Genomic DNA, 23,162 nt, shown 5'->3' with positions numbered 1-23,162 from the left:
GACAAGTCGTGCCTGCTTCAGACCATTAGCTGTATTAATCCAACAGATGCTTGGTTCAACATAGTGAGCAAGATCAGGATTATTGCTATCTCCGGCCTTTCGTCAGACCTCTCCACCGCTATCAGCCACAGTAGTTTCACTACATTTCCAACGGCACAAGCGCAGCAGAACGGCCAAGACCGTCTGTGGCAGACCAAGACATGGCCTGTCCTATCTAGGCAAGTGACAGACCCAGACGAGTCTGCCAGCGGGCCTGACAGAACGCCCCGCGTCAGAGCGGACCGCCTGGAAATCAGGCTGCAAGCCGTCAACAGCAGTTCCACCATTTTTTAGGATCAGCCTATCGACGCAGCCAAAACGCAACCACGACTGTTGCTTAAGCGCCGCGTTGTGCGGGTGGAGAGCGTTGAGGGGTGGACGGGGGAACACGAAGGCAGTTGGGGCGGATTTGGACAGTTGCCAGCCTTATATATTTATTTTTGTTCTTATAAGGCATCCCACCTTGCACAATTGTTTCCCGAAATTTTTATAAAACCCTGCAGCCCTGCCAGGGCTGGGTAAGCGGCGCCACAGCACCGGCCAAATCTAGAGCAAATGCTTGATTGACGTATTTGCTCTATTCATACTGCGCGTCACGAAAACGCCATCTCGGCACACCAGAATCCGCAGTCCCTAGACGGATCACAGAGGAGAAACACAATGAAAATCCGTACTTTGTGTGCGGCGGGCCTCGTTTTGTTCGGCGCCAGCGCTCACGCCTTCACCCAGGAAACCCACCGCCGCATCGTGCTCGACGCCGTCGAGTACATGAAGGCCAACCCCGACACCACCAATTTCAAGAAGCTGCAAAGCGGCGCCCAGCGGGCCGGCTTCACCATCGACCAGCTGGCCCAGGCGCTCGGTCAGGGCGCCTACGATGTGGACGATTTCGAAGACACCTATCTGTGCGGCGCCACCACCGGCAACTGCCAGATGGCGCCGGTATGGGGTCTGGGTGCCGCCATCGTCAAGTACACCTCGTACTGGCACTTCCAGAACCATGGTGCCGGTCATGACCAGCACGGCAACGACTTCGGCGGCTACAACTACAACAAGCTGACCGTCTGGGGCGATATCGACAATATGGCGGCAAGCTGGCTCTACGGTGACTACCTCGACGACGGCCCGGGTGGATTGAAGGGCTGGTTCGGCGATGGCTCCAAATACAACTCCTACAGCCTGACCGAGAAAAACTATCGACTTGGCGGCAACTCAAGCCCCGAGATGTACGCCGACTTCGAGAAGATGCCGTTCCAGCCGCTCGATAACCTCGGCCAGTACTGGTTCCAGCAATTCCTGACCAAGCCGACGCTGCAATCGCTCGGCTTTGTCATGCACACCACCGACCTGCTGCAACCGCACCATACCTGGACCACCTCGGCCCTCAACCATTCGGGCTGGGAAGGCTGGGTCAACGACTATTACGACCGCGAAAAGCTCAACGAGTCCTCGCTCGTCACCGCCGCGCTCAAGAGCTACACCCCGCTCAAACCGACCGATACCGATATTCGTCCGCTGCTGACCCAGGGTGGGGCGATTTCCTATTCGCGTGGCGGGGCCGTGCTGTCCTCGACCGACCATGCCACCCGACTTGGTGTGGCCAAGGTGGTGGTACCGCACGCGATTGCCATGGTGGTCCATCTGCTCAACCGCGCCGCCGAGCGGCTGTAAGGAAACCATGATGCTGCGCCCGACTTGTATCGGGCGGGTATCGGCGTTATGCCTGGCCGTGCTGCTGTCCTGCGGGACGGCAGCCGCCACGCGCGACACGCTCGACGATGCCCGCCTCGCCGCCGTGGTCAACGGCGATCCCTTCGGCCTCAAAGCGCTCCAGGTGCTGCACCGCGTCGCTGCCCGCCAGGATGCCGACATCGCGCTCGACCGAGTGCTCGCCTCGGTCATCGATAACCGGCTGCTGGGCGACTATGCGCTGGCCCAATATGGCGAAGCCAAGCTGTTTCCCAATAGCCGGGTCGGTTTCCGGCGCGAGGTGGCGACCGAAGATCAACTGGTCGCCACCCTGCGCCGTGCGTTCGAAAGCCAGCTCAACCGTCGGCTCGAAGCGCTGGGCGGGCTGGAACAACTGGTACGCCGTCGCCATCCGCTCGATGCGGCTGCGCTGAAGACTCATCTGGGACGCGGCGACGCGCTGGCGCTTGACTACCAACTTCCGCCCGACCGGCTCGCGGCGCTACGCCAGGTCACGCTGCTCGACTATCGCCTGCCGGGCAGCGGCGACGGTCGCGTGACGCTGTTCGAGGTATGGCAGCGCCAGAATGTGCAGGGCCGCGCCCAACTGTTTGAAGCCGATGCGGCTTATGCGATGCAGCAAGCGATGCAGACCCTGGCCAACCGTTTCGTACTCGACTGGGCACGCCGCGACGGTGGCCTCGACGACAGCGATCTGACCCAGCTTAGCCGGGCCATCGACGACCGCAGCCGCCGGGGCGCCCTGCTGCAATGGATGGGACTCGAAGCCGACATGCATTACGACAGCGCCTATCTCAAAGCGCTGGCCGAGCGGGTGACGCCCGCCGAAATCCGCGACTACTACCAGCGCGAACGCGAAGAGTTCAAACGCATCGACAAGGTGCGGGCCCGCCATATCCGCTGTCCCGACGAAGCCTGCGCCAAGACTGCCAGCGCCAGGCTGGCGGCCGGCGAACCGTTTGCCAAAGTGGCGGCAGCACTGTCGGAAGCCCCCGATCGCGAACGTGGCGGCAATCTGGGCTGGATCGCCACCGGCAGCGACGGCTGGCTCGAACAGCTGGCCTTTGCCCTGCCGGCCGGCAAGCCGTCGCGGCCAGTACGCACGCCGCAGACCGACGGCGCGGCGCGTTGGGAGATCGTGCTGGTCGAAGAGAAGGTCGAGGGTTTTCATCCGCTCGACAGCGAGACGGTGCGCTATCAGGCAAGCCAGGCCATCGCCCGCCGGCAGGCACTGGCCGAATTCAAGCGGCTGCGCGAAAAGCTGTACCGTGAAGCCGATATTGCCCTCAACCGCGCCACGCTGGGCTTTGGCCGGCGGGAACTGGAACAGGAGAAAAGCCGATGAAGCGCCCGCTCGTCCTCGGCTCGGCGCTGGGTGCCACCATCGCCGCGCTGGCCTGGTGGAGTCATACGGCACCGGCGCCGACAGCGTCCGGCGCCGTCCCGCCCAAGCCCGCCACCGTGGACGCCAAGAGCAACGGGGTCGAGTGGGCGATTCCGCAAACCGAGCCGGCCGAAGCCCCGGTACGCGACAGCCCGCTGTTGCCGATCGATCAGAGCCGCTCTGCCAGCGACAGCCTCGCCGCTGCCGGCTTTGACGGCGACGAGCGGGCACCGCGCGTCGTCCGCAGCCAGCCTTGGCGCGAGACACCGACACCTTGGGAGCTGTCCGACCCCAAGGCCTATCAGCAATACGAAATCCGCCAGAACCAGCGACTGGCCGCTTCCTATCTCAAAGCCACCGACAGCGCCCTGCCCGTGCTGCAAAGCGATATCGAGCGCGGCCGCCAACAAGGCATCGACCCCAGGGAAATCGCCCAGGCCGAGGAGAAGATGCGACGGATCGCGGCAATCAGGGAGGAATTGCAGGGGAAATATCCGGAGCTGGCCAGGTCAGCAGCAAACGCCAGCGCCGAACCGGCCAATCGGCCTGGAAAGCAACCTTAGTGGCGCACACTGGGCCGTCGGATCAGCCCCACAACATGCGCTGAATGTCCAGCAAGCCTTCCAGATGGCTCGGTGCCCACGATAAATCGATCAACAAGCGATCAAAGATCGTCCGGCCGTAGGTACCGGCAGGCAACCTGGTCTGCCCGGTGTCGCCCATCTTGTGAAGCTGGCGCCGTAGCGGTTCCGGTAGATACCAGGTCTGGTTGGGATGGTAAGCCGTCAGGAATTCCTGTTGATACCCCACCGGTTTGCGCGCCGACAGCGGCTGATCGATATATCTCAGGATATCGCGGCTATCGGCAGACAAGGGGATATAGCGTGGGAAGCTTTCCCATTGGCGCGGCTTGGCTCCCTCAAGAACCCCCAAAGCCCTATAGCGCCGCGCCCGTCCCTCTCCTTGCTCGCTCGTCCTTCCGCGACCAAACCGCTGAGCCAGCGCTGGGCCGTTCTGCGCGCCACGGTGGGATGGATGGACAGTAGCTCGGTGATGCTTAAACCAGCGGGGAACTGACGAAGGCTATGTAACAGATCTTCAGGGGAGGACATAGAGACTCAACACCAATTTTCGAGAGCCGATAGCCTGAATATGGCGCGATTTTTCGGATGAATGGCGCGATTGTGGCGCGATTTGGCCAAAAATTTGGCGCGATTCTCGACCCGCAGGGAGAAATCGCGCCCTATTCAGCGTCGGCCTCAGGAGCCGAATAAAGTCCAGAAATTGCCGAAAAATTTATAAACCTTGAAAAACGCTCACATTGAATTGCAAGTATTATGCAGATTTTTTAAAAATCCACTCTACTCACTGAAGCACCGCTTCGGCTTCAATCAAGCGACACCCATACCTCGCCATTCATCAGCACCCGGGCGCTGCGCACCAGTCGGGCGCTTTGCAGGCTGACCTGGCGGCCGCGTTTCCGAATGCTGACTTCGATATCGTTGATCCCGGACGGATGGCCGAAACGCAGCGGCCGGTCGGTGATCGGCTCGCCCAGCACTTCGCTGGCGATCGTGCCCGGCAGGGCGGCGGCGGCGGCCAGGCCGATGGTGCCGGTACCGGTGAAGGCATGGTGGAGCTTACCCATCGACACGATACGCGCCACGCAGTCGATCGCGGCGGCCGGGACGATCTCGCCGTCGCTGGCGCGGTAGTCCTGCGGCGGAGCGACCCAGGCGAGCTTGGGCACGCTGGGACGCTCAAGGCTGGCTTCGAGCGGGCTTTCTGCCAGTCCCATCGCCACGGCGGCATAGCTGCGCACCGCTTCGAGCCCGGCCAGCAAGGTCGGGTTGCGGTTGAGTTCGTTGGGGGTCTCCAGGCCAGTGAGGCCCAGATCGGCGGCGCGGGCCAGCACCAGCGGATTACCCGCGTCGATCAGGGTGACTTCGAGTGCGCCGATACCAGGCACTTCGAGCCGGTCGACAGGCTGACCCGTGGGAAACAGTTTACCGGCCACCCCACCTGCCGGATCGAGGAAATCCAGTTGCACCGGACTACCCGAGAACGGCACGCCATCGAGCCGGAAATCACCATCCTGGCGCGGCAGGCCATCTTCGATCTCTAGCTGGGCTACGATGGCCTTCTCGGTATTGGCTTGCCAGATTCGCAGTGTCAGCGGGCCGTCCTCAGGCGCGGGCACCAGACCCGACAGCACGGCAAACGGCGCGACCGCAGCCGAGAGATTGCCGCAGTTGCCCGACCAGTCGATGGTGCCGCTGGCGATATCGACATGACCAAACAGGTAATCGACATCACAATCGGGCTGCTCGGAGCGCGAAACGATGACCACCTTGCTGGTGCTCGAGACGCCAGTCCCCAGACCATCGATCTGGCGGCCATAGGGATCGGGGCTGCCGACGACGCGGGCCAGCAGGCGGTTGACCAGGGCTGGATCCTGCGGCAGATCGTCGCCACGGAAAAACACCCCTTTGCTGGTGCCGCCACGCATCGACACGGCGGGAATTCGGAACAATGGCATTACAGGAAATCCTTGAGGCGACGGCCAGCGGCCGCCGCAGGAGGCACGAAAGTGGTGCATTCTAGCCCAAAGCTCGCAGGCCGGGCTGACGAACCGTTTCCCGTTGTCATAAAATCATGTCGCTTGTACGACATATCCCATAGCTTTCACCGATACTGCCCTCCGCTAAGGATAGATTCCAATGAAATTCCCACGATTAGCCGCCGTGCTGCTGGCCTTGCTGGCCGGCTCGGTCCAGGCTGACCAACTCGACGATATTCAACGCAAAGGCAGCCTGGTGGTCGGCGTGATTGCCGATGCGCCACCGTTCGGGATGTTCAATCCCGACAAGACTGTCTCGGGCTACGACGTTGATTTCGGCGCGGCCATCGCCAAGAAGCTCGGCGCCAAGCTGACCGTGCGCGATCTGTTGCCGGCCGAACGCTTGCCGATGCTCAAGAACGGCCAGGTCGACCTGGTCATTGGCACCCTGACCAAGACCCATGAGCGCGAACGTGAGATCGATTTCAGCTATGGCTACTTTGTGACGGGTCAAAAGGTACTGGCCAAGCGCGGCCGCTTCCCCACCGTCAATGAGCTGCGTGGCGCCACCGTGGGCGTTGCGCGCGGCACCACCTCGGAAGCCCAGTTGCGCAAGGAATTCCCGGCCGCCAATGTGGTGTCCTTTGATGACAACCCGCAAGCGCTCAAATTCCTTGAAGAAGGCAAACTCGATGGCATCAGCACCGACGAGCCGATTCTGGCCGGTCTGCTGGCCAAGATGCCCAATCGCACGGCCTATGAGCTGTCGAGCTTCTCGGTCTCGACCGAAGCCTATGGCATCGGCGTGCGCAAAGGGGAAAAACGGCTGCTCAAGACCGTCAACGACACCTTGATCGAGATGGAAAACAACGGCGAAGCCGACCGTATCTTCAAGCGCTGGTTTGGCCCGCAGTCTGCGGTCCCACTGGTGCGGACTTTCAAGATCCGCGGCGGTTGACCCTACCGGCCGGGGCGCAGCCGCGTCCCGCCTCCCCTCCCCTTGAGTCCAGCCGCACCGCTCATGTCTCCTGTCCATGACAGGCAAGGACGGTTCCTCGACAAGATCAGCTCCCGACCGGCAGAAGACAACGGCAGCCACCTCCCCATAAAGACTGAGCCGCACAGTGGCTGACGGGGGTCCGGGAACCGACAATCAGCCGCCATGCGGCTCACGCGAAAAACGGCCCGTCCGACGAACCGTCCAAGCCGACTTCAGTCTTCCAGCTGCTCGATAGCCGCCAGCCGGGCCGCGCGCACAGCGGCGGGAATATCGGCCGGCGCTGCACAGGTTCTGGCAATCGCACCGCCATCGACGGCTGCAACGGCTGCCAGACGACGGACGAGCCAATCGGCTGGGTGGTAATCATGGCCGCCATCGGTCGCCAGCGCGCCGCAGACCCGCAGCAGATCGGCAAAACGGGCAGGTTTACGCAGCGCATCGCAGCGCAACAGCAGATCGAGCACCGCTGCGCCATCGAGCGATTCGGCCGCCGCGATGGCCTCGCGCTCCCGCCATCCCATCACCGCCAGATCGCGGCAGTCATTGGGAGCGCGCAGACGCTGGCTCAGCGTCTCCATGGCCGCCACCGATGGCAGCGCACTGACCAGCACGGCAAAGCGGATCTCCAGCGAAGCCTGCGCTTGCGCCACCGCATCGAGCACGCGCAGCGCACGCTCGCCGGCCGAGTCGAAATGCTGTGCCAGCTCGGGCAGCAGCCGGGCCAGTGCGCCGCATTCGCGCAAGGTGCGGAACATCGGTGACGGCCGCCTTTCCTGCAAGCCCTTGGCGACTTCCTGCCAGACCCGCTCGGGCACCAGATGATCGACTTCGCCCTGGTCGACCATCTGTCGGCATAGCGCCATGGTCTCGGGCGCGACGCGAAAGCCGAAGCGGGCCACGAAACGCGCCAGCCGCAGGATACGCACCGGGTCTTCGGCAAAGGCGGCCGACACATGGCGCAGGATGCCGGCCTCGATATCGCGTTGGCCGCCGAAGGGATCGATCAGACGGCCATCGTGGTCTTCGGCGATGGCGTTCAGGGTCAGGTCGCGCCGGGCCAGATCCTGTTCCAGCGTGACATCGGGCGCGGCATAGACAGTGAAGCCGCGGTAGCCATGCCCCGATTTGCGCTCGGTGCGGGCCAGGGCGTACTCCTCGTGCGTCTGCGGATGGAGGAAGACCGGAAAGTCCTTGCCGACGGGCTTGTAGCCCAGCGCTTCCATCTGCTCGGCCGAAGCGCCGACCACCACATGGTCGCGGTCCTGCTGCGGCAGACCGAGCAGTTTGTCGCGGACGCAGCCACCCACGAGATAGCTTTTCATCGGCCTCAGTCCCTCTCGACCCGATTGGGCGGCGCCAGCAGCTCGAAATCGAGCTTATAGGCCATGGCACTGGCCTCGCCCTTGCAGCGGGCCGGCTTGAACGGCACATCGCGCAGCAATTGGCTGGCCATCCGGTTGAGCCGCTCCGACGGGCTGCGCTGTATGGTCACGTCGGTAACGGTGCCGGCCTGATCGACTTGCAAGGTAAAGGCCATCTGCCCTGCCACATCGATACCGCTGCGGGCCTGATAGCGGGTCAATTGTTCAAACAGTGGGCGCCAGCCTTCGAGCGGAAACGGCGGCTCGCACTCGGCCGGCAGGGTCTGGCGGCTGCGCAGGGCAGTGCGTTCTGCCTCGTTGAGTTGTTCGTAGCGTTTATCGAACGGCACCGGTGAAACCAGCCGGGCGGGTGCCTCGCCGGCACCGGAGGCTTCACCGTCGCGGTAGGTATAAGGCTCAGCGGCGGCCACCGTGGCAAAGCACAGCAGACTCAACAGCATGCGAGACATAAAGGATCTTCCACAGTGATTTAATAGAATGCGCCGACGGCCAGGCGTCGGCGCAGTGCGGCATCTTAAGCCGAGGTGGGACGCTGTGGTCGATCTGTCTGGTTCAGCGGCGGGTCAGCGGCGGGTCAGCGCCCGGCCGGAGACACCCTGGCTGAGCAGATCGACCAGTTCCACTTCCAATAGATAGTCCATCGCCAGCGGCGTGCCATCGCAGCGGGCCGGCTTGAAGCGGGTATTGAACAGGATGACGCTGCCCAGCGCGCCCAGTTCGGGTGAGGGACTCTCCAAGGCGGCCACCGAGGCCACTTCGCCCTTGGCATCGACCTGGGCCAGCAGACTCAAGCTGCCCTGGCCGTCGAGACCTTTTTGATCCTGCAAGCGCACCAGTTCCCGCAACAGTGGCTTCAGACCCGCTTCGGGGAACGGCGGTTCACAGTTGACCGGCATCTCCCGGTAATTGGCGCGCAGCCGCTCGCGCTCGCGGGCGTCCAGCTGGTCGTAGCGCTTGTCGTAGGGCAAGGGGGAACGCAGACGGATCGGGCGAATATGGGAGCCGGCAAGCGGCTCACCATCACGGTAAATGAAATCGGTATCGGCAGCGGCAACCGGAACCAGCAATGCCAGCGACAGCAAGATACGCAACATGATCAAGTTCTCCTAAGATTTACGTTTATTGGATATCGAACCTGTCGTCCGAAGCCGGTGACAAGCTGGTGCAGCCTAGTCAGCCAGCCTGTCTTCACCCCACCCTTTTGCGACGAAACCCCGAACAAGGCGGATGGATTCCACCTCGGTCCCGCGCAGGCTCAAGGCGGGCAATACAGCCAACCACCGGCTTGGGCAGTGTCCGGATTGTCTTTGCGCCTCGCTGGCGAAACGGCTCGGACGCTGACTGAGCGCCATTCATTCCCTATCTGCTTGCAGGAGCTTTTTATGCGTATCGCGCCTGATATCACCCATCTGATCGGCAATACCCCGCTGGTCGAACTACAGCGCCTCGGCGCCGGGCTGCCCGGTCGTCTGGTGGCCAAGCTGGAATTCTTCAACCCGTCCCATAGCGTCAAGGACCGCATCGCCGTCGCCATGATCGACGCCGCCGAACAAGCGGGACGGCTACAGCCCGGCACCGTGGTGGTCGAGCCGACTTCGGGCAATACGGGCATCGGTCTGGCGATGGTGTGTGCGGCGCGCGGCTACCGCTGCATCCTGACCATGCCCGAAACCATGTCGAAGGAAAGACGCGCCCTGCTGCGTGGCTACGGTGCCGAGCTGGTGCTGACCCCAGGCCCCGAAGGCATGGCCGGCGCGGTCAACCGGGCACGCGAGATCGTTGCCAATAACCCTGGTTATTTCATGCCGCAACAATTTGAAAACCCGGCTAACCCGGCCATCCACCGTGATACCACTGCCGAGGAGATCTGGAACGATACCGACGGCCAGGTCGATATCCTGATCGCCGGCGTCGGCACCGGCGGCACCATCACGGGCGTGGGGGAAGTGCTCAAAGCCCGTAAACCCTCGTTCCAGGCAGTGGCGGTCGAACCCGACGCGAGCCCCGTGCTGTCAGGCGGCAGCAAGGGGCCGCATCCGATCCAGGGCATCGGCGCCGGCTTTATACCGGCGGTACTCAATACGGCGATTTACGACGAGGTGATCCGGGTGAAGAACGAGGACGCCTTTACCACCGCCCGCCGGATGGCGACCGAGGAAGGGCTGCTGGTCGGCATTTCTTCGGGCGCGGCAGTCTGGGCAGCCTTGCAGGTCGCGGCCCGGCCGGACAGTGCCGGTAAATTGCTGGTGGTGGTGATTCCGTCCTACGGTGAGCGTTATCTGTCCACCGCGCTGTTCCAGGGGCTGATGGACTAAGGTGGATACAGCAAAAGAAAAAGGAGGATATTTTATTTATCCTCCTTTTTTATCACCAGACCTTGCAGAGTTTTTACCTATTATTTTATTTTTGCTCTCCTGCCAATCTCTCCCCAATCGCCGTCTTGTCCGGCTCGCGCTCATCGATCCAACGGCGCGTCAGCCGCGCCAGGAACCAGCACAGCAGCACCGCCGCCACGGTCAGGCCGACCACCAGGCTGATCCAGAATCCTTCCGCCGCCAGCGGCCGCTCGGGCCGCCAAGGCAGCCAGTCGGGAGCCAGCCCCAGCGCGCAGCCCAGCGGCAGGCTGAAGCCCCAGAAGGCAGTCATATGGATCACCATCGGCGGCCGCGTCACCTTATAGCCCCGGATGGCGCACGACGTGGCGACCTGAGTGGCGTCCGACAACTGGAACAGCGCGGCAAAGATCAGCAGATGGGCCGCCAGCCGGGCAATCGCCAGATCACTGGTATAGGCCGCCGCGATCAGATCGTTGCCGGCCGCGATCAAGGTGGCCGACAACACGGCCAGGATCAGCGCAAGTCCCACCCCGACCCAGGAACGAAAACGGGCAGCACGCGGATCGCCTTCGCCCAGGGCGTGGCCGACCCGGGTGATCAGGCCAAGACCCAGCGACAGCGGCACCATGAATACCAGCGAGGAGAAATTGAGCGCGATCTGGTGGGCCGCCACTTCGACGGCGCCGAACTTGGCCACCAGCAAGGCAATCAGGCCAAAGGCACTCGATTCGGCAAAATAGGTGATGCCGATCGGAATGCCGATCCTGAACAGCGTGGAGATTTCTTCACGCTTGGGCCCCTCAAAGCGCTCGAACGGATTGGTGTCGCGATAGACCGGGGCACGGCGAATCCACCAGACCATGGCAATCAGCACCAGCCACAGACCGAGCGCAGTGGCCACGGCACAGCCGACCCCGCCCATCTCGGGCAGACCGAAATTGCCGTAGATCAGCCCGTAATTGGCCACGATATTGAATGCCAGCGCCACGATGGAGATCACCATCATCGGCTTGGTCTGGTTAAGGCTGGCGCTATAGCCGTACAGCACCCGATACGCTGCAAACGCAGGCAGACCGAAGCTGCTGATATGGACAAACATCTTGGCCTTGTCGCGCACGCCCGGCTCGATCTGCATGACATCGAACACCAGGGCCGCCAGATTGGTCAGGGTAAAGGCGACCAGGCCCACGATCAGCGACTTCCACAGCCCCTGGCGCACCACATGGCCGATACGGTCCGATTCGCCGGCACCGACATGGTGGGCCACGGTCGGGTTGATCGACATCATCAGCCCCATCAAGGTGACGACGACAATCGACCAGACCGAGGCACCAAGCGATACGGCGGCCAGATCCTCGGCGCCATAGTGGCCGGCCATGGCCACATCGGCCACCGCCATACCGATGGAAGCGAGCTGGCCGGTCAGGATGGGCCAGGCGAGACTCCACAGCGCCGCCACTTCACGGCGGACGTCAGTCCAGGAGTTGAGACGGGGATAGGACATAGTTGAGACTTTCCGGATGGGAGATTGCGTCGCCGATCAGAAACGACGACGGCCGGCCGGCAGCGCACTGCCGGCGGAGATGCGTGATCTTATACCGACTCCAGGAAATATCCACCCAAGCCCCAGGCCAAGGGAAGAGACAGAAGTCACTAAAACACTAGGACAGAATCGCTGTGATCAACGAGCGGGAGCCGCCAAAGCGGCCAGATGCCGTTTCGCATCAGACGAAACGGCCAATAGGCGCCGGACCCGCCGGCTGTGCCGGAGTAACGACGGGGACTTTGTGTGATTCAACCCAGGGGGCGGAACTTAGCGCGACAACTGGCTGGCTTCGCCGCTCGCGGGATGGAGCAGATGGGCCAGCTCGTTGAGCAGTTCGTTGAGCTGTTCGAGCTTTTCCGGCGCCAGTCGCAGCAAGGCGTCGGGCAGGATGCCGGCCGCCGGTCCCGGTGCCGAGGCCAGAACCGCCTGGCCGCTCGGAGTGGGCCGCAGCCGCACGACCCGGCGGTCGTAGGGGTCGCGCAGCCGCAGCACCAGACCCTTGTGGTCGAGTTTGTCGATCAGATTGCTGGCAGTCGATTGATGGACCGCCATTGCCTCGGCCAGGCCATTGACGGTCAGATTGTCAGCCTGGGCAACTTCGGCCAGGGCCCAGAGCTGGGCACCGGTCAGACCGGCACATTGTTCGGCCGATTCGTAAGGATTGCTGGCCGACTTGAACAGGACCCGAAACCGCTTCAAGGCTTCAAGTGCCAGATGGCGGCGCGGGTCTTGGATGGAGGAGGAAACGGAAACAGTGTCGTCGGTCGTCACTATGGTCGGTCGGTCAAAAGCGCGCCTGCCCGGCCAGGGTCGCTTCGACCGCCAGCCGTTCGCCGAAGCGTTCGCTGAGCGCAAGGGTTTCGTTCAAGGTCAGGCCGACGACGACGATGCTGCCGTCGTCCAGTCTGTCCACCTCGCATCCGAGGTACAACGCTGCCTCGCGCAAGCGGCTCAATACGCCGTAATCGTCGTCGCGCCGCACGGAAAAGCGTGCCCAACTGCGTCCGGCATAATGCTTTTCGAGTCGGAAACCGCTCCAGGCCAGGGTGACAGGACGGGCAACCGGGGTGGCGGCGGTATCGAACTGAGCCGGATTATCTTCGAGCAGGCAATCGTACATCGGGTATCTCCCAGCACTAACGTTGAGCTGCGCCGCCCGTTGACAGCGGGCAACGCTTTCATGGCGGCGACTGTGTCCACCATGCAAGAGGCGCACCTTGCCGGCAAAACAAAAAGCCCGCGGCCGGAATTCGGCTCGCGGGCGATCGGGACGGCGAACCGTCTCGGCGATTGACCACGCTTTAGCCGGATTTATTGAGCGCCCGCAAGCTGTCGGTCAAATCGGCGCTAACCCGGCGAATTTAGCGAAAAATCCGTTCGCTCGTCAATGGCGAATCGGGCCCGATCTTATTCGGGCGCGCGCGAATCGAGCCATAGCGTGACTGGGCCATCATTGGTGAGCTGTACCTGCATATCGGCCCCGAATACCCCGGTCGGCACCGGCCGCCCCAGTCGCTGGGACAGTTGCGTCACAAAGCGCTCGAACAGCGGCCGCGACAATTCCCCTGCCGCCGCCCGGCTCCACGATGGCCGATTGCCTTTGCGATAGCTGGCAAACAAGGTGAACTGACTCACCGCCAGCGCTTCGCCGCCACGGTCGAGCAGCGAGCGGTTCATCACCCCGGCCTCGTCGGGGAAGATCCGCAGCTTGACCAGCTTCTCCACCAGCCAGTCGATATCGCTGTCGCCATCACTGGCTTCGACCCCGACCAGCAGCAGCATCCCCGGGCCGATCCGCCCAACCGTCCGGCCCTCGACCTCGACTGCCGCCTGGCTCACGCGCTGCACCAGCACTCGCATGGCCCACTCCTTCGTCTCTCTGTGGCAAGAGGGCTTATTAGAAAATATCCAGCCCATACTCTGCAAGACACAGAGCGGCCTATATACAGAAAGGAAATATTTATCTTGCGGTATACCCACCATCGATCACCAGTTCCGAACCGGTGACGAAGGACGACTCGTCCGAGGCCAGATACAGCACGCCATAGGCGATATCTTCCGGCTCGGCCAGCCGGCCGATCGGGTGGTGGGAGAGCAGATACTGGCGGAACAGCTCGGGATTGCCGCTTGCTCCGGCCTGGGCATCGAGCAAGGGGGTGGCGACAAAGCCGGGATGAAGCGAATTGACCCGGATTTTATTCTTGGCGTAGAGCAATGCATCGGTCTTGCTCATCAGCCGTACCGCGCCTTTGCTGGCATGGTAGGCCGGCGAATCGGGTGCGCCGACGATGCCGTAGACCGAGGAAAGATTGACGATGCTGCCGCCGCCGGCAGCACGCAACAAAGGAATGGCATGTTTGGTGCACAGCATGACGCCCCGCACATTGACGGCCATCACCAGATCCCAGTCGGCCACTTCGTGCTTATGGGTGGGGGCATTGCTGCCGACGATGCCGGCGTTGTTGACCAGGACATCGAGCCGGCCCCAGTCGGCGTGGAGGGCTTTCATCACCGCACTGACCGAGCCTTCATCGGCCACATCGAGCTTTCTGGCCACGGCCATATAGCCGGCGGCGCGGATTTCATCAGCCAGTTGCTCGGCGGCACGGTCGTCGATATCGCACACCGCCACCTGGGCGCCTTCACGCGCAAACAACAGGGCGGTGGCACGACCGATGCCGTGGGCGGCGCCGGTGATCAGGGCGTATTTATTGAGCAACCTGGCCATGGGCTTTCCTCCTGGGTCGGGCACGGCGGCGGCTCAGGTGGCCGCCAGCGGCTTGGGTATGTATGATGGACGAACCCTATCTTGACAACACAGAAAGGAAAAGCGGGGACGCAAGCCGTCCCCGTGCTATGGGTAGTCGTCCGCCATTCATTGTATTCACAATCCCCCCGCTGCGCCCGACAATGGCGCCCGGCCTCCCCCCATCCCGGACTCGAGGAGGCGCCATATGGAAGTACTGATCCTGATCGGGCTGATTCTGCTCAACGGGGTATTTGCCATGTCGGAAATCGCGCTGGTGACAGCGCGCAAGGCCCGGTTGGCCAAACTGGCTGCCGATGGCGACGGTAGTGCCGCCCTGGCCGTCAAACTCGGGGAAGACCCCACCCGTTTCCTTTCCACCATCCAGATCGGCATTACCTCGATCACCCTGCTCAACGGTATCTTCGGTGAGTCGGTGCTGGCCGAGCCGTTCTCCGCCTGGCTCAAGAGCCTTGGCATGGCCGACCGCGCCAGCGATATCACCTCGACGGTGCTGGTGGTGGTGGTGATTACCTATGTCTCGATCGTGGTCGGCGAGCTGGTGCCCAAGCGCATTGGCCAGATCAGCCCGGAGGCCATTGCCCGGCTGGTCGCCAAGCCGATGCATGGCCTGGCGGTCGCGTCCCGACCGTTTGTGCGTATGCTGACCTTCTCGACCAATACCCTGCTGCGGCTGATGGGCGTCAAGGATCAGAACGGTCCGAGCGTCACCGAAGAAGAAATCCACGCCCTGCTCGAAGAAGGTTCGGAAGCCGGCGTGATCGAGCAGCACCAGCACGAGATGGTGCGCAATGTGTTCCGGCTCGACGACCGACAGATCGGCTCGCTGATGATTCCGCGCTCCGATATCGTCTATCTCGACGTCGAAGAGCCGCTCGACGTCAATCTGGCCAAGGTGGCCGAGTCTGAGCATTCCCGCTTCCCGGTCTGTGCAGGCGGGCTCAACAACCTGCTGGGCATCGTCAATGCCAAGCAGCTGCTCAGCCAGACCCTCAAAGGCAAAAAGCCCGATCTGCGCGCCAATCTGCAGGCGCCGGTCTATGTGCCCGAGTCGCTGACCGGTACCGGCCTGCTGGAGCATTTCCGCGTCACCAGCATGCAGATGGTGTTTGTGATCGATGAATACGGCGAGGTCGAAGGCCTGGTCACGCTGCAAGACGTGCTCGAAGCCGTCACCGGCGAATTCCAGCCGGGCCGGGTCGAAGATGCCTGGGCGGTACAGCGCGATGACGGCTCCTGGCTGCTCGACGGCCTGATTCCGATTCCCGAACTCAAGGACAGGCTTGGCCTCAAGAATGTCCCCGAGGAAGACAAGGGCCGCTACCACACCCTGTCAGGCATGATGATGCTGCTGCTGGGCCGTCTGCCCAATACCGCCGACGTCACCGAATGGGGCGACTGGAATTTCGAAGTGGTCGATATGGACGGCAAGCGCATCGACAAGGTGCTGGCAACCGCCAAACCGATTGAAGGCATCGTCGGCCTGATGCTCGATGCGATCCAGCCCGACAACGGCACGTCCAAGGAAAAAGACAAGGAATAAGCCAGTCAGCACGCGCCGATCTGATCCAGCCGGTCAGATCGGCGCTTTTTCTGCTGCCTCACCCAGAATACAAATTTTCCGCAAAACAACCGCAAGATCTATGGCTGATTACATTTAAAAATAAATTTTTTCATCACCACCACATCGCCGCAAGCAGTGGATCAGGCTGTCTCGATTTCTGCCACTGTTGCCGCATCAGACGGTTTTCTTCTGCCGCCCGATACACCGCGTCAATGGCTTGATGAAGCACCGTCGCCGCCCGGTCGCCATGGGCAGCGATCTGCAAGGACTGCCGCAGCACTTCACCCGACTTCAGGCGCAAGGTCAGATCGAGGGTGGCGCGATGGGGGTCCTGCAGCTCTCCCGCCGCAACATTGGGCTGCGGACGGTGCTGCACCAGCAACTGCCTCAGTTGCAGCCAGCGTTGTGCCGACAGCTTGAGCCGATAGCGGCTTTCCTCGCCGCGGGCGTGATGGATACAGACCACTTGGCCATCAGGACCGATGGTGGTCTGGATTTCGCGCCAGCCAGAGTGGGAGAAGCGGCTGTAGAGCGCTTTGATTTCCTCTGGCTGTGGTGGCCAGGAGACGGCTGGTCCAGCGGCTTGCACAGGCACGAGCCAAGCCAGCAGGGACAGGCGGCGCAGGGTCTTCAGGGCGTACTCCGCGGGGTAACTTCGCCCCCACCGTTTTCGGTTCAACGGCACGCTCCGCCTCTTCGCTGCGCCCACCAGCGATCGACACAACAGACCCGGCACCAGAGCATTTCCAGCCCATCCGGCATCAGCGTGTCCGGATCTCAGAGCGCAGGCGTACAGCGCTCCACCAGACTCAGCAGCGACGCCGGTTTACATGGCAATGCGCCATTGCTGCCGCCTCTTCCCGCCAGCCAAACCAAAACGCCGCCAGGAAGACGCCAGGTCGCTGGCGGCGCTATTGGATTGGCAGGGAATCAGGCAACTTGCGGCGCTTTGTGCTCGCGGTGGGCGTGGGAGGACGCCAGCGCCACGTTTCTGCCGACCTGTTCGGCCTCGGCCAGCACCCGTTCGAACAGCTCCGCCACACTGGGCAGGTCGCGGACCAGCCCTTGCGCCTGGCCGATCAATTGCACGCCGCGTTGATGGTCGCCTTCTTCGATAGCCAGACGGATCGACTCGGTCGCCGCGCCAAACTGGGCCAATTGTTTGATGGCTGCCGGTTCAGCCACCGCCCCGGCCAGGACCTTGGCAAGCGGCATCCCGATCCGCCGCGCCGCCAGCAGCGCGCGTGGCAGCGCTTCGAGCAGGCTCATCGGCCGGCGGCTTTTGCGCCGTGCGGTGGGGGTATCCATGATGCGGCAGTAGAGGCCGTCGAAATTCTTGTTGTACAGGGTCTGATCGACCTGCTTGGCCACAATCAGCGCCTTGGTGTCGGCATGGACTGGACTGTCGCGCGTGGCCGCCAGCCGCGTACCCATTGCCACTGCGTCGGCCCCGAGCGCCAAGGCGGCAATCAGGCCACGACCGTCAGCAAAGCCGCCGGCAGCGATCAGCGGAAGGTCCACGGCGTCGCGGATCGTCGGAATCAGCGTCAGGCTGGTCACGGAACCACCATGGGCCGCCGCCTCATGGCCGGTTACCAGCAGCGCATCGGCCCCGACCGACTGAGCCGACCGGGCGTGCTTTTCGGTGGTGACGGTGGCGACCACCCGACCGCCATAAGCGTGGGCGGCTTTGACGATCCAGTCACCCTTGCCGAGTGAGAAATTGATCACCGGGACTTTTTCTTCGAGCGCCACCCGGGCGTTATCGGCAGCACCAGGCATCAGCAGAGTGACGCCCACCCCGAACGGCCGATCGCTCAAGGCCCGGACGCGCCGGATCGCGGCACGGGTCTGCTCGGCATTGAGCGGTCCGGTAGCGAGAATGCCCAGACCGCCGGCGTTGCCGACCGCGGCGACCAGTTCGGGAACGGCGATATAGCTCATGCCGGGGCAAACGATGGGGTGATCGATGCCAAACAGCTCAGTAAGGCGGGTGCGCATGACGCAAGGCTCCACTCGATGACACAATAGGCTTCGATTTTAACTTTTCATTCAAGCGCTTGCTTGAATAATTGCCACCATGCTGATCGTCGCTCTGGGCTATTTCTATGTGATCGTGACTGTCGGGGTGGTCTGTCTGATGACGGGCCACGCCGGGATGGGGATCTTTCTGCTGCTGTTCTGCGGCTTGCTGCCCCTGGGGGTGCTGATCTTTATCAACCGCCGCAAGCGCGAGCGGCTGCGCCAGCGTCACAGCGGCGGGGACAGCAGCGATGAGCCCTCATCGTCCACGGTCTATGCCGCCAGCGGTGTCGAAGCCTCTCCCGGTGCCCTGGTGGCGGCTGATGCCGTCAGCGACGTCACCCCGACCTTCCATCATCACCATATCGAGCCGGATCATCACCACAGCTCGTCTTCGCATGACAGCGGCAGCAGCAGTTACGACAGCGGGTCCTCCTCGTCGGATAGCAGCAGTTCGAGCAGCAGTAGTAGTGATTGAGGCAGGTGGCAAAAAGCAGAACCATCCGTAAATTTTCAGTTTTGCTTGTAGATGGCTACGGTCCTAGCAAGCTATTTTCCTGAAATTTTATTTTTGTGGAGTCTGCCTCAACTCCCTCTTCTCGGCCTCCCAGCAGCCCCCTGAGCGCAAAAGAAAAGGCAGCCGAAGCTGCCTGATCTGTGCAATATCCGTGGCGGTCAGAGCACCAGCATTTCAGTGCGCAGGGTCTTTACACAAGCCTCTGCCGCAAGCGCCAGTTCCTTCTTCAGCAGCGTGGCCTCGGCGGCGAGCAGTTCGTCGTAGGTCGGGGCATTGGCCGCTTGATCGGGCATACGCTGGCAGGCACCTTCGGCAATGACCGTTTTGCTGTCTGCATCGATCACACGGGCACGGGCGCGATAGCTCACCCGATAGTGCGACCAGTCGGTAGGGAAATAGACAAAAGACCAGTCCAGCGTCTCCACATCGACCACAAAGCGGGCTTTGCCACTTACTGCCGTCGCGATCTGGGCCACATTATTCGAGTTGACCGAAATCGGGCTGGTGACAAAACGGGTGCCGTGTTGCTCACTGAGCAACTTGGCCACATCCGCCGCGATACTGTCTGCGGGGTCTGCCACCTTATTTTCACGAATAATCGAATTACCCTGGGAAATCATTGCCGCCGCACCCAATATCCCCAATGCAGCGCTACCGGGAGTCATCGCCACAAAACTGGGCTTTTCGCGCACGGTATGGGTGATTACCTGGTCTTTGAGCGTGGGGGCCAGCTTTCCATCGAGCGGCAGCCTATTGATCGAGACACAGCCGGAAGTCAAAGTTGTCACAACGAGAAGACTAATCAGAGTACGCATTGGCAGCATCCATCAAAAAAGAAAATCACAAAACAATAATTTTACATATTTCTTGAAAATAGTTTCAACCAAGCCTTGAACAAAAGCACTCGACTTGACAGTATTTTTTATACTGAGAAATTGATTTGCTGCGGAGATTGTCGGGATGACCAGCGCGTCGCCGTTAGCGAAGCAGAGATTCGGCTTGGCAAAAAACGGCTGGCTATTTGAACCAGTCATGAAAGGAATGGTTGGGAATGACGCAAATAATAAAAGGCCAGAGAATGGATCTCTGGCCTTTTGAATTTGATTGGTCGGAGCGAGAGGATTCGAACCTCCGACCCCCTGCACCCCATGCAGGTGCGCTACCAGGCTGCGCCACGCTCCGACCGAAGAGCGTCGAATTATAATGAGTTTCCGCCGAAAAGCAAGCTATTTACTCGCTTTTTAACCAGGCCAGTAGCGATTTCAATTCGGTACGCAGCGCAATCAATTCGGCGCCATCCGACACGGCCGTGGCAGGCAGCTCCGATGTCGGCTCGAACGAGGCCAGGGCCTGTTGTTCGAGCTGGTTGCGGGCGCCGCTGATGGTAAAGCCCTGATCGTACAGCAAGGTACGAATACGGCGGATCAGCAGCACCTCGTGGTGCTGGTAATAGCGCCGGTTGCCGCGCCGCTTGACCGGGCGCAATTGGGTGAATTCCTGCTCCCAATAGCGCAGTACATGCGGCTTCACGGCACAGAGATCGCTGACCTCACCGATAGTGAAATAGCGTTTGGCGGGGATGGGCGGCAACTCAATTCTCGGTAACGAGTTTTCCGTCTGCATAGTTGGCTTCCACCATGCCCTTCAGCTTTTGGCTGGCATGGAAGGTGACGACGCGGCGCGCGGAAATCGGGATTTCCTCCCCGGTCTTGGGGTTGCGGCCGGGGCGTTGCGGTTTATCGCGCAGTTGGAAATTGCCAAAACCGGAGAGCTTGACGCTCTCACCGGCTTCGAGTGACAGGCGGATTTCTTCGAAGAAGGCCTCCACCATGTCCTTGGCCTCACGTTTGTTGAGGCCGACTTTGTCGAACAATAGATCTGCGAGCTCGGCTTTAGTAAGTGTCATAGATGAAAATCCGTCGCGTTGATGGCCTAGGCTCTCAGCCGGGCGTCAAAGCGCTGCTGCAACGCAGCGACGAACTGGGTCACAACCGCCTCGACCTCCTCGTCCGTCAGCGTGCGCTGAGTATCTTGCAATATCACCTTGAAAGCAATGCTCTTTTTCCCTTCCGCCACGGCCTTGCCACGGTACAGATCGAAGCATTCGACCGCCGTTACCAAAGGGTTGCGCAACGAAATCAGAAGGTCGAGCATATCCTGGTACTGCACTGCATCATCGACCACGAAAGCCAAATCGCGCCGCACCGGCTGGAATTTCGATACCGGCTGGACCGTCACGGCAGCGCGGGACTGCACTGCCGCAAAGTCCAGCTCGAACAGTACGGGCGCGGCCGGCAGGTCGTAGCTCTGCACCCATTTCGGATGCAGTTCGCCCACCACGCCAATCTCGCGACCGTCCAACAGCACCCGGGCACAACGTCCCGGATGGAAAGCCGGATGGCTGGCCCGCTCGAAACGGGCCTGCCGCGGCGCCAGCAGCGCCTCGACGTCGGCTTTGACGTCATAGAAGTCAACCGGCTGATCGGTTTGGTCCCACTGTTCCGGCGCACGCGGTCCGAAAGCCAGCCCGGCAACCCGCTCCGGCTGCTCCAGCGCCTCACCGGCCCGCAGAAACACCCGCGCCACTTCGAACAACCGCACCCGGCCATGACGACGATTCAGGTTGTGCGCCAGATGCGACACCAGACCACCAATCAGGGTGGAACGCATCACACTCATCTGGCTGGCCAGCGGGTTGAGCAGCTTCACCGGTGTGTCGTTGCCGGCAAAATCACTTTCCCACCGCTCTTCAACGAAGGCGTAGCTGACGATCTCGTGGTAGTCGCGGGCAGCCAACAGCCGTTTGGTCTGAAGCACCGGACGCAGCGCGGCATTCTGCGGCCGCATGGTCTGCGGCGCCACCGGCGGCCGGGTCGGCACGTTGTCGTAGCCGTACAGCCGCACCACTTCCTCGATCAGGTCTTCTTCGCGTTCGATATCAAAACGGTGCGAAGGCGGCGTCACCGACAGTGACTCGCCGGTCTGTTCGACCTTGAGGCCCAGCTTGCCGAGCATATCGACAATGGTCGTGGTGGGCAGTTCCAGACCCAGCAGACGAGTTACCCGCTGCGGACGCAGCGTCACGGCTGGTCGCTTGGGCAACTCCGCCACGGCTTCGACCACCGGACCGGCTTCACCACCACAGATCTCGAGTACCAGCGCCGTTGCCCGCTCCAGGGCAGCCACACAGCCACCGAAGTCAACACCACGCTCGAAGCGGTGGCTCGAATCGGAACCAAAGCCCAGGCGACGCGACTTGCCGGCAATCACCGCCGGGGTGAAGAAGGCACTTTCCAGGAATACCTCGCGGGTGCGTCCAGCCACTACCGCACTGGCCTCGCCGCCCATAATGCCGGCCAGCGCCAAGGCTCGGCGCTCGTCGGCGATCACCAGCATATCGGGGTCGAGCTTGATGGTCTTGCCGTTCAGCAGTGCCAGCTCTTCGCCTTCACGGGCATAACGCACGGCAATGTCGCCGTTCAGGCGGACATTGTCGAAGGCATGCATAGGCTGGCCCAGTTCGAGCAGCACATAGTTGGTGATATCCACCAGGGCCGAGATCGGCCGCACGCCCGAGCGCAGCAGGCGCCGCGCCATCCATTCGGGCGTCGGAGCGGACGATTTGACGTTTTTGATGATCCGGCCGCAATAGCGCGGGCAAGCCTCGGGGGCATCGAGCCGAACCGTACGGCGCTCATCATGCCCGGGCACCGCCGGCGACACCGCCACCGAACGCATCGGATTGCCGGTCAGGGCAGCCACTTCGCGGGCAATCCCGGTCAGGCTGAGGCAGTCGGCCCGGTTGGGAGTGAGCTTCAGGGTCAGCAGCCGGTCGTCGAGCTGGTAGTAATCGCGGAAATCGCGCCCGACCGGGGCGTCGGCCGGCAGCAGCAGCAGGCCGTTGCCATCTTCATCGACACCCAGCTCCTTGGCCGAGCACAGCATGCCGAACGAAGGGACACCGCGCAGCTTGGCTTCCTTGATCCGGAACTCCCCCGGCAGCACCGCTCCCACCAGGGCACACGGCACCTTGACCCCGGGCGCCACATTGGGGGCGCCGCAGACGATCTGCAAGGGCTCACCGCCTTGACCGGCATCGACGGTACAGACATTGAGCTTTTCGGCGTTCTCGTGCCGGCGCACCGCCAGCACCTCGGCCACGACCACACCGCTGAAGGCCGGCGCGGCCGGATGGTTTTCCTCGACCTCCAGGCCAGCCATCGTCAACAACTCGGACAGTTGCTCGCTGTCGCGCGCCGGATCGACCAGCTCGCGCAGCCATTGTTCGGAGAATTTCATGCAATCCCTCGCGAAGATTGGGCACGTCCATTGGCG

The 23,162-nt window shown here is 62.1% G+C and carries 23 protein-coding genes and 1 tRNA gene; 7 read left to right on the top strand and 17 right to left on the bottom strand.

Going from position 1 to position 23,162, the window contains the following annotated elements; translation table 11 throughout:
• The first annotated feature begins 699 nt into the window (after window positions 1-699).
• Genes ACFOW7_RS17915 through ACFOW7_RS17905 form a run of 3 tightly spaced genes read left to right on the top strand, consistent with a single transcriptional unit; the run spans window position 700 to window position 3,696 of the window.
• A complete protein-coding gene (locus ACFOW7_RS17915; RefSeq protein WP_378166906.1) occupies window positions 700-1,710 on the top strand; it encodes a hypothetical protein in 1,011 nt (336 codons plus the stop codon).
• A gap of 10 nt (window positions 1,711-1,720) precedes the next feature.
• Window positions 1,721-3,094, top strand: a complete 1,374-nt coding sequence (locus tag ACFOW7_RS17910; RefSeq protein WP_378166904.1) for a peptidylprolyl isomerase — start codon at window positions 1,721-1,723, stop codon at window positions 3,092-3,094.
• Window positions 3,091-3,696, top strand: a complete 606-nt coding sequence (locus ACFOW7_RS17905) for a hypothetical protein (protein WP_378166902.1) — start codon at window positions 3,091-3,093, stop codon at window positions 3,694-3,696. The genes ACFOW7_RS17910 and ACFOW7_RS17905 overlap by 4 nt, the downstream gene beginning before the upstream one ends.
• Window positions 3,697-3,718: 22 nt before the next feature.
• On the opposite strand, the gene ACFOW7_RS17900 is transcribed toward ACFOW7_RS17905, so the two are convergent.
• Together ACFOW7_RS17900 and ACFOW7_RS17895 are read right to left on the bottom strand one after the other, a co-directional pair.
• Window positions 3,719-4,006, bottom strand: coding sequence for a hypothetical protein (locus ACFOW7_RS17900; protein ID WP_378166900.1), 288 nt, complete (start codon window positions 4,004-4,006; stop codon window positions 3,719-3,721).
• A 514-nt stretch (window positions 4,007-4,520) separates the two neighbouring features.
• Window positions 4,521-5,672 carry a 2-methylaconitate cis-trans isomerase PrpF family protein gene (locus ACFOW7_RS17895; protein WP_378166898.1) on the bottom strand — a complete coding sequence of 384 codons (1,152 nt, stop codon included), beginning with the start codon at window positions 5,670-5,672 and terminating at the stop codon, window positions 4,521-4,523.
• A 181-nt stretch (window positions 5,673-5,853) separates the two neighbouring features.
• On the opposite strand from ACFOW7_RS17895, the gene ACFOW7_RS17890 reads away from it, so the two are divergent.
• Window positions 5,854-6,651, top strand: a complete 798-nt coding sequence (locus ACFOW7_RS17890; protein WP_378166896.1) for a transporter substrate-binding domain-containing protein — start codon at window positions 5,854-5,856, stop codon at window positions 6,649-6,651.
• 254 nt (window positions 6,652-6,905) lie between these two features.
• On the opposite strand, the gene ACFOW7_RS17885 is transcribed toward ACFOW7_RS17890, so the two are convergent.
• The 3 genes from ACFOW7_RS17885 to ACFOW7_RS17875 form a co-directional block, all read right to left on the bottom strand.
• Window positions 6,906-8,015 (bottom strand): multifunctional CCA tRNA nucleotidyl transferase/2'3'-cyclic phosphodiesterase/2'nucleotidase/phosphatase, encoded by a 1,110-nt coding sequence (locus tag ACFOW7_RS17885; RefSeq protein ID WP_378166894.1) that lies wholly within the window; start codon window positions 8,013-8,015, stop codon window positions 6,906-6,908.
• 5 nt (window positions 8,016-8,020) lie between these two features.
• Window positions 8,021-8,524 (bottom strand): energy transducer TonB, encoded by a 504-nt coding sequence (locus ACFOW7_RS17880; RefSeq protein WP_378166892.1) that lies wholly within the window; start codon window positions 8,522-8,524, stop codon window positions 8,021-8,023.
• Between the two features lie 114 nt (window positions 8,525-8,638).
• Window positions 8,639-9,169, bottom strand: coding sequence for a hypothetical protein (locus ACFOW7_RS17875; RefSeq protein WP_378166890.1), 531 nt, complete (start codon window positions 9,167-9,169; stop codon window positions 8,639-8,641).
• Between the two features lie 288 nt (window positions 9,170-9,457).
• Here ACFOW7_RS17875 and cysK point away from each other — a divergent pair, with 288 nt between their 5' ends.
• The gene (gene cysK / locus ACFOW7_RS17870) at window positions 9,458-10,390 is read left to right on the top strand and encodes a cysteine synthase A (RefSeq protein WP_378166888.1); all 933 of its coding nucleotides are present in this window, start codon (window positions 9,458-9,460) and stop codon (window positions 10,388-10,390) included.
• Window positions 10,391-10,475: 85 nt separating this feature from the next.
• Here the strand turns inward: cysK and ACFOW7_RS17865 are convergent, their stop codons facing one another.
• From ACFOW7_RS17865 to ACFOW7_RS17845, 5 genes are all read right to left on the bottom strand, one after another.
• Window positions 10,476-11,915 carry an MATE family efflux transporter gene (locus ACFOW7_RS17865; RefSeq protein WP_378166886.1) on the bottom strand — a complete coding sequence of 480 codons (1,440 nt, stop codon included), beginning with the start codon at window positions 11,913-11,915 and terminating at the stop codon, window positions 10,476-10,478.
• 309 nt (window positions 11,916-12,224) lie between these two features.
• Window positions 12,225-12,728, bottom strand: a complete 504-nt coding sequence (locus tag ACFOW7_RS17860; protein WP_378166884.1) for a MarR family winged helix-turn-helix transcriptional regulator — start codon at window positions 12,726-12,728, stop codon at window positions 12,225-12,227.
• Window positions 12,729-12,741: 13 nt separating this feature from the next.
• Window positions 12,742-13,077 carry a hypothetical protein gene (locus ACFOW7_RS17855; protein ID WP_378166881.1) on the bottom strand — a complete coding sequence of 112 codons (336 nt, stop codon included), beginning with the start codon at window positions 13,075-13,077 and terminating at the stop codon, window positions 12,742-12,744.
• A gap of 287 nt (window positions 13,078-13,364) precedes the next feature.
• The gene (gene dtd / locus ACFOW7_RS17850) at window positions 13,365-13,817 is read right to left on the bottom strand and encodes a D-aminoacyl-tRNA deacylase (protein WP_378166878.1); all 453 of its coding nucleotides are present in this window, start codon (window positions 13,815-13,817) and stop codon (window positions 13,365-13,367) included.
• Between the two features lie 100 nt (window positions 13,818-13,917).
• Entirely contained in the window at window positions 13,918-14,685 is a 768-nt protein-coding gene (locus ACFOW7_RS17845; protein WP_378166876.1) for an SDR family NAD(P)-dependent oxidoreductase, read from the bottom strand.
• Between the two features lie 226 nt (window positions 14,686-14,911).
• Here ACFOW7_RS17845 and ACFOW7_RS17840 point away from each other — a divergent pair, with 226 nt between their 5' ends.
• Complete coding sequence (locus ACFOW7_RS17840; protein WP_378166873.1) at window positions 14,912-16,267, top strand: hemolysin family protein; 1,356 nt, start codon at window positions 14,912-14,914, stop codon at window positions 16,265-16,267.
• 133 nt (window positions 16,268-16,400) lie between these two features.
• Here the strand turns inward: ACFOW7_RS17840 and ACFOW7_RS17835 are convergent, their stop codons facing one another.
• Window positions 16,401-16,883, bottom strand: coding sequence for a hypothetical protein (locus ACFOW7_RS17835; protein ID WP_378166870.1), 483 nt, complete (start codon window positions 16,881-16,883; stop codon window positions 16,401-16,403).
• Window positions 16,884-17,218: 335 nt separating this feature from the next.
• On the bottom strand, window positions 17,219-18,289 hold the full coding sequence (locus ACFOW7_RS17830; protein ID WP_378166868.1) for an NAD(P)H-dependent flavin oxidoreductase: 1,071 nt from the start codon (window positions 18,287-18,289) through the stop codon (window positions 17,219-17,221).
• 79 nt (window positions 18,290-18,368) lie between these two features.
• On the opposite strand from ACFOW7_RS17830, the gene ACFOW7_RS17825 reads away from it, so the two are divergent.
• Entirely contained in the window at window positions 18,369-18,788 is a 420-nt protein-coding gene (locus ACFOW7_RS17825) for a hypothetical protein (RefSeq protein WP_378166866.1), read from the top strand.
• 197 nt (window positions 18,789-18,985) lie between these two features.
• On the opposite strand, the gene ACFOW7_RS17820 is transcribed toward ACFOW7_RS17825, so the two are convergent.
• From ACFOW7_RS17820 to pheT, 5 genes are all read right to left on the bottom strand, one after another.
• Entirely contained in the window at window positions 18,986-19,642 is a 657-nt protein-coding gene (locus tag ACFOW7_RS17820) for a hypothetical protein (protein WP_378166864.1), read from the bottom strand.
• Window positions 19,643-19,932: 290 nt separating this feature from the next.
• Window positions 19,933-20,009 (bottom strand) — tRNA-Pro (locus ACFOW7_RS17815).
• Window positions 20,010-20,057: 48 nt separating this feature from the next.
• On the bottom strand, window positions 20,058-20,417 hold the full coding sequence (locus ACFOW7_RS17810; RefSeq protein ID WP_449252239.1) for a MerR family transcriptional regulator: 360 nt from the start codon (window positions 20,415-20,417) through the stop codon (window positions 20,058-20,060).
• A gap of 1 nt (window position 20,418) precedes the next feature.
• Window positions 20,419-20,733 (bottom strand): integration host factor subunit alpha, encoded by a 315-nt coding sequence (locus ACFOW7_RS17805; protein ID WP_378166860.1) that lies wholly within the window; start codon window positions 20,731-20,733, stop codon window positions 20,419-20,421.
• A 26-nt stretch (window positions 20,734-20,759) separates the two neighbouring features.
• The gene (gene pheT, locus ACFOW7_RS17800; protein ID WP_378166858.1) at window positions 20,760-23,126 is read right to left on the bottom strand and encodes a phenylalanine--tRNA ligase subunit beta; all 2,367 of its coding nucleotides are present in this window, start codon (window positions 23,124-23,126) and stop codon (window positions 20,760-20,762) included.
• Window positions 23,127-23,162 lie beyond the last annotated feature (36 nt).

Source organism: Chitinimonas lacunae (genome assembly GCF_042650885.1).
GTDB lineage: Bacteria > Pseudomonadota > Gammaproteobacteria > Burkholderiales > Chitinimonadaceae > Chitinimonas_A > Chitinimonas_A lacunae.
Note: the sequence above shows the minus strand (reverse complement) of the source record. Positions and strands in the feature narration are given on the sequence as shown.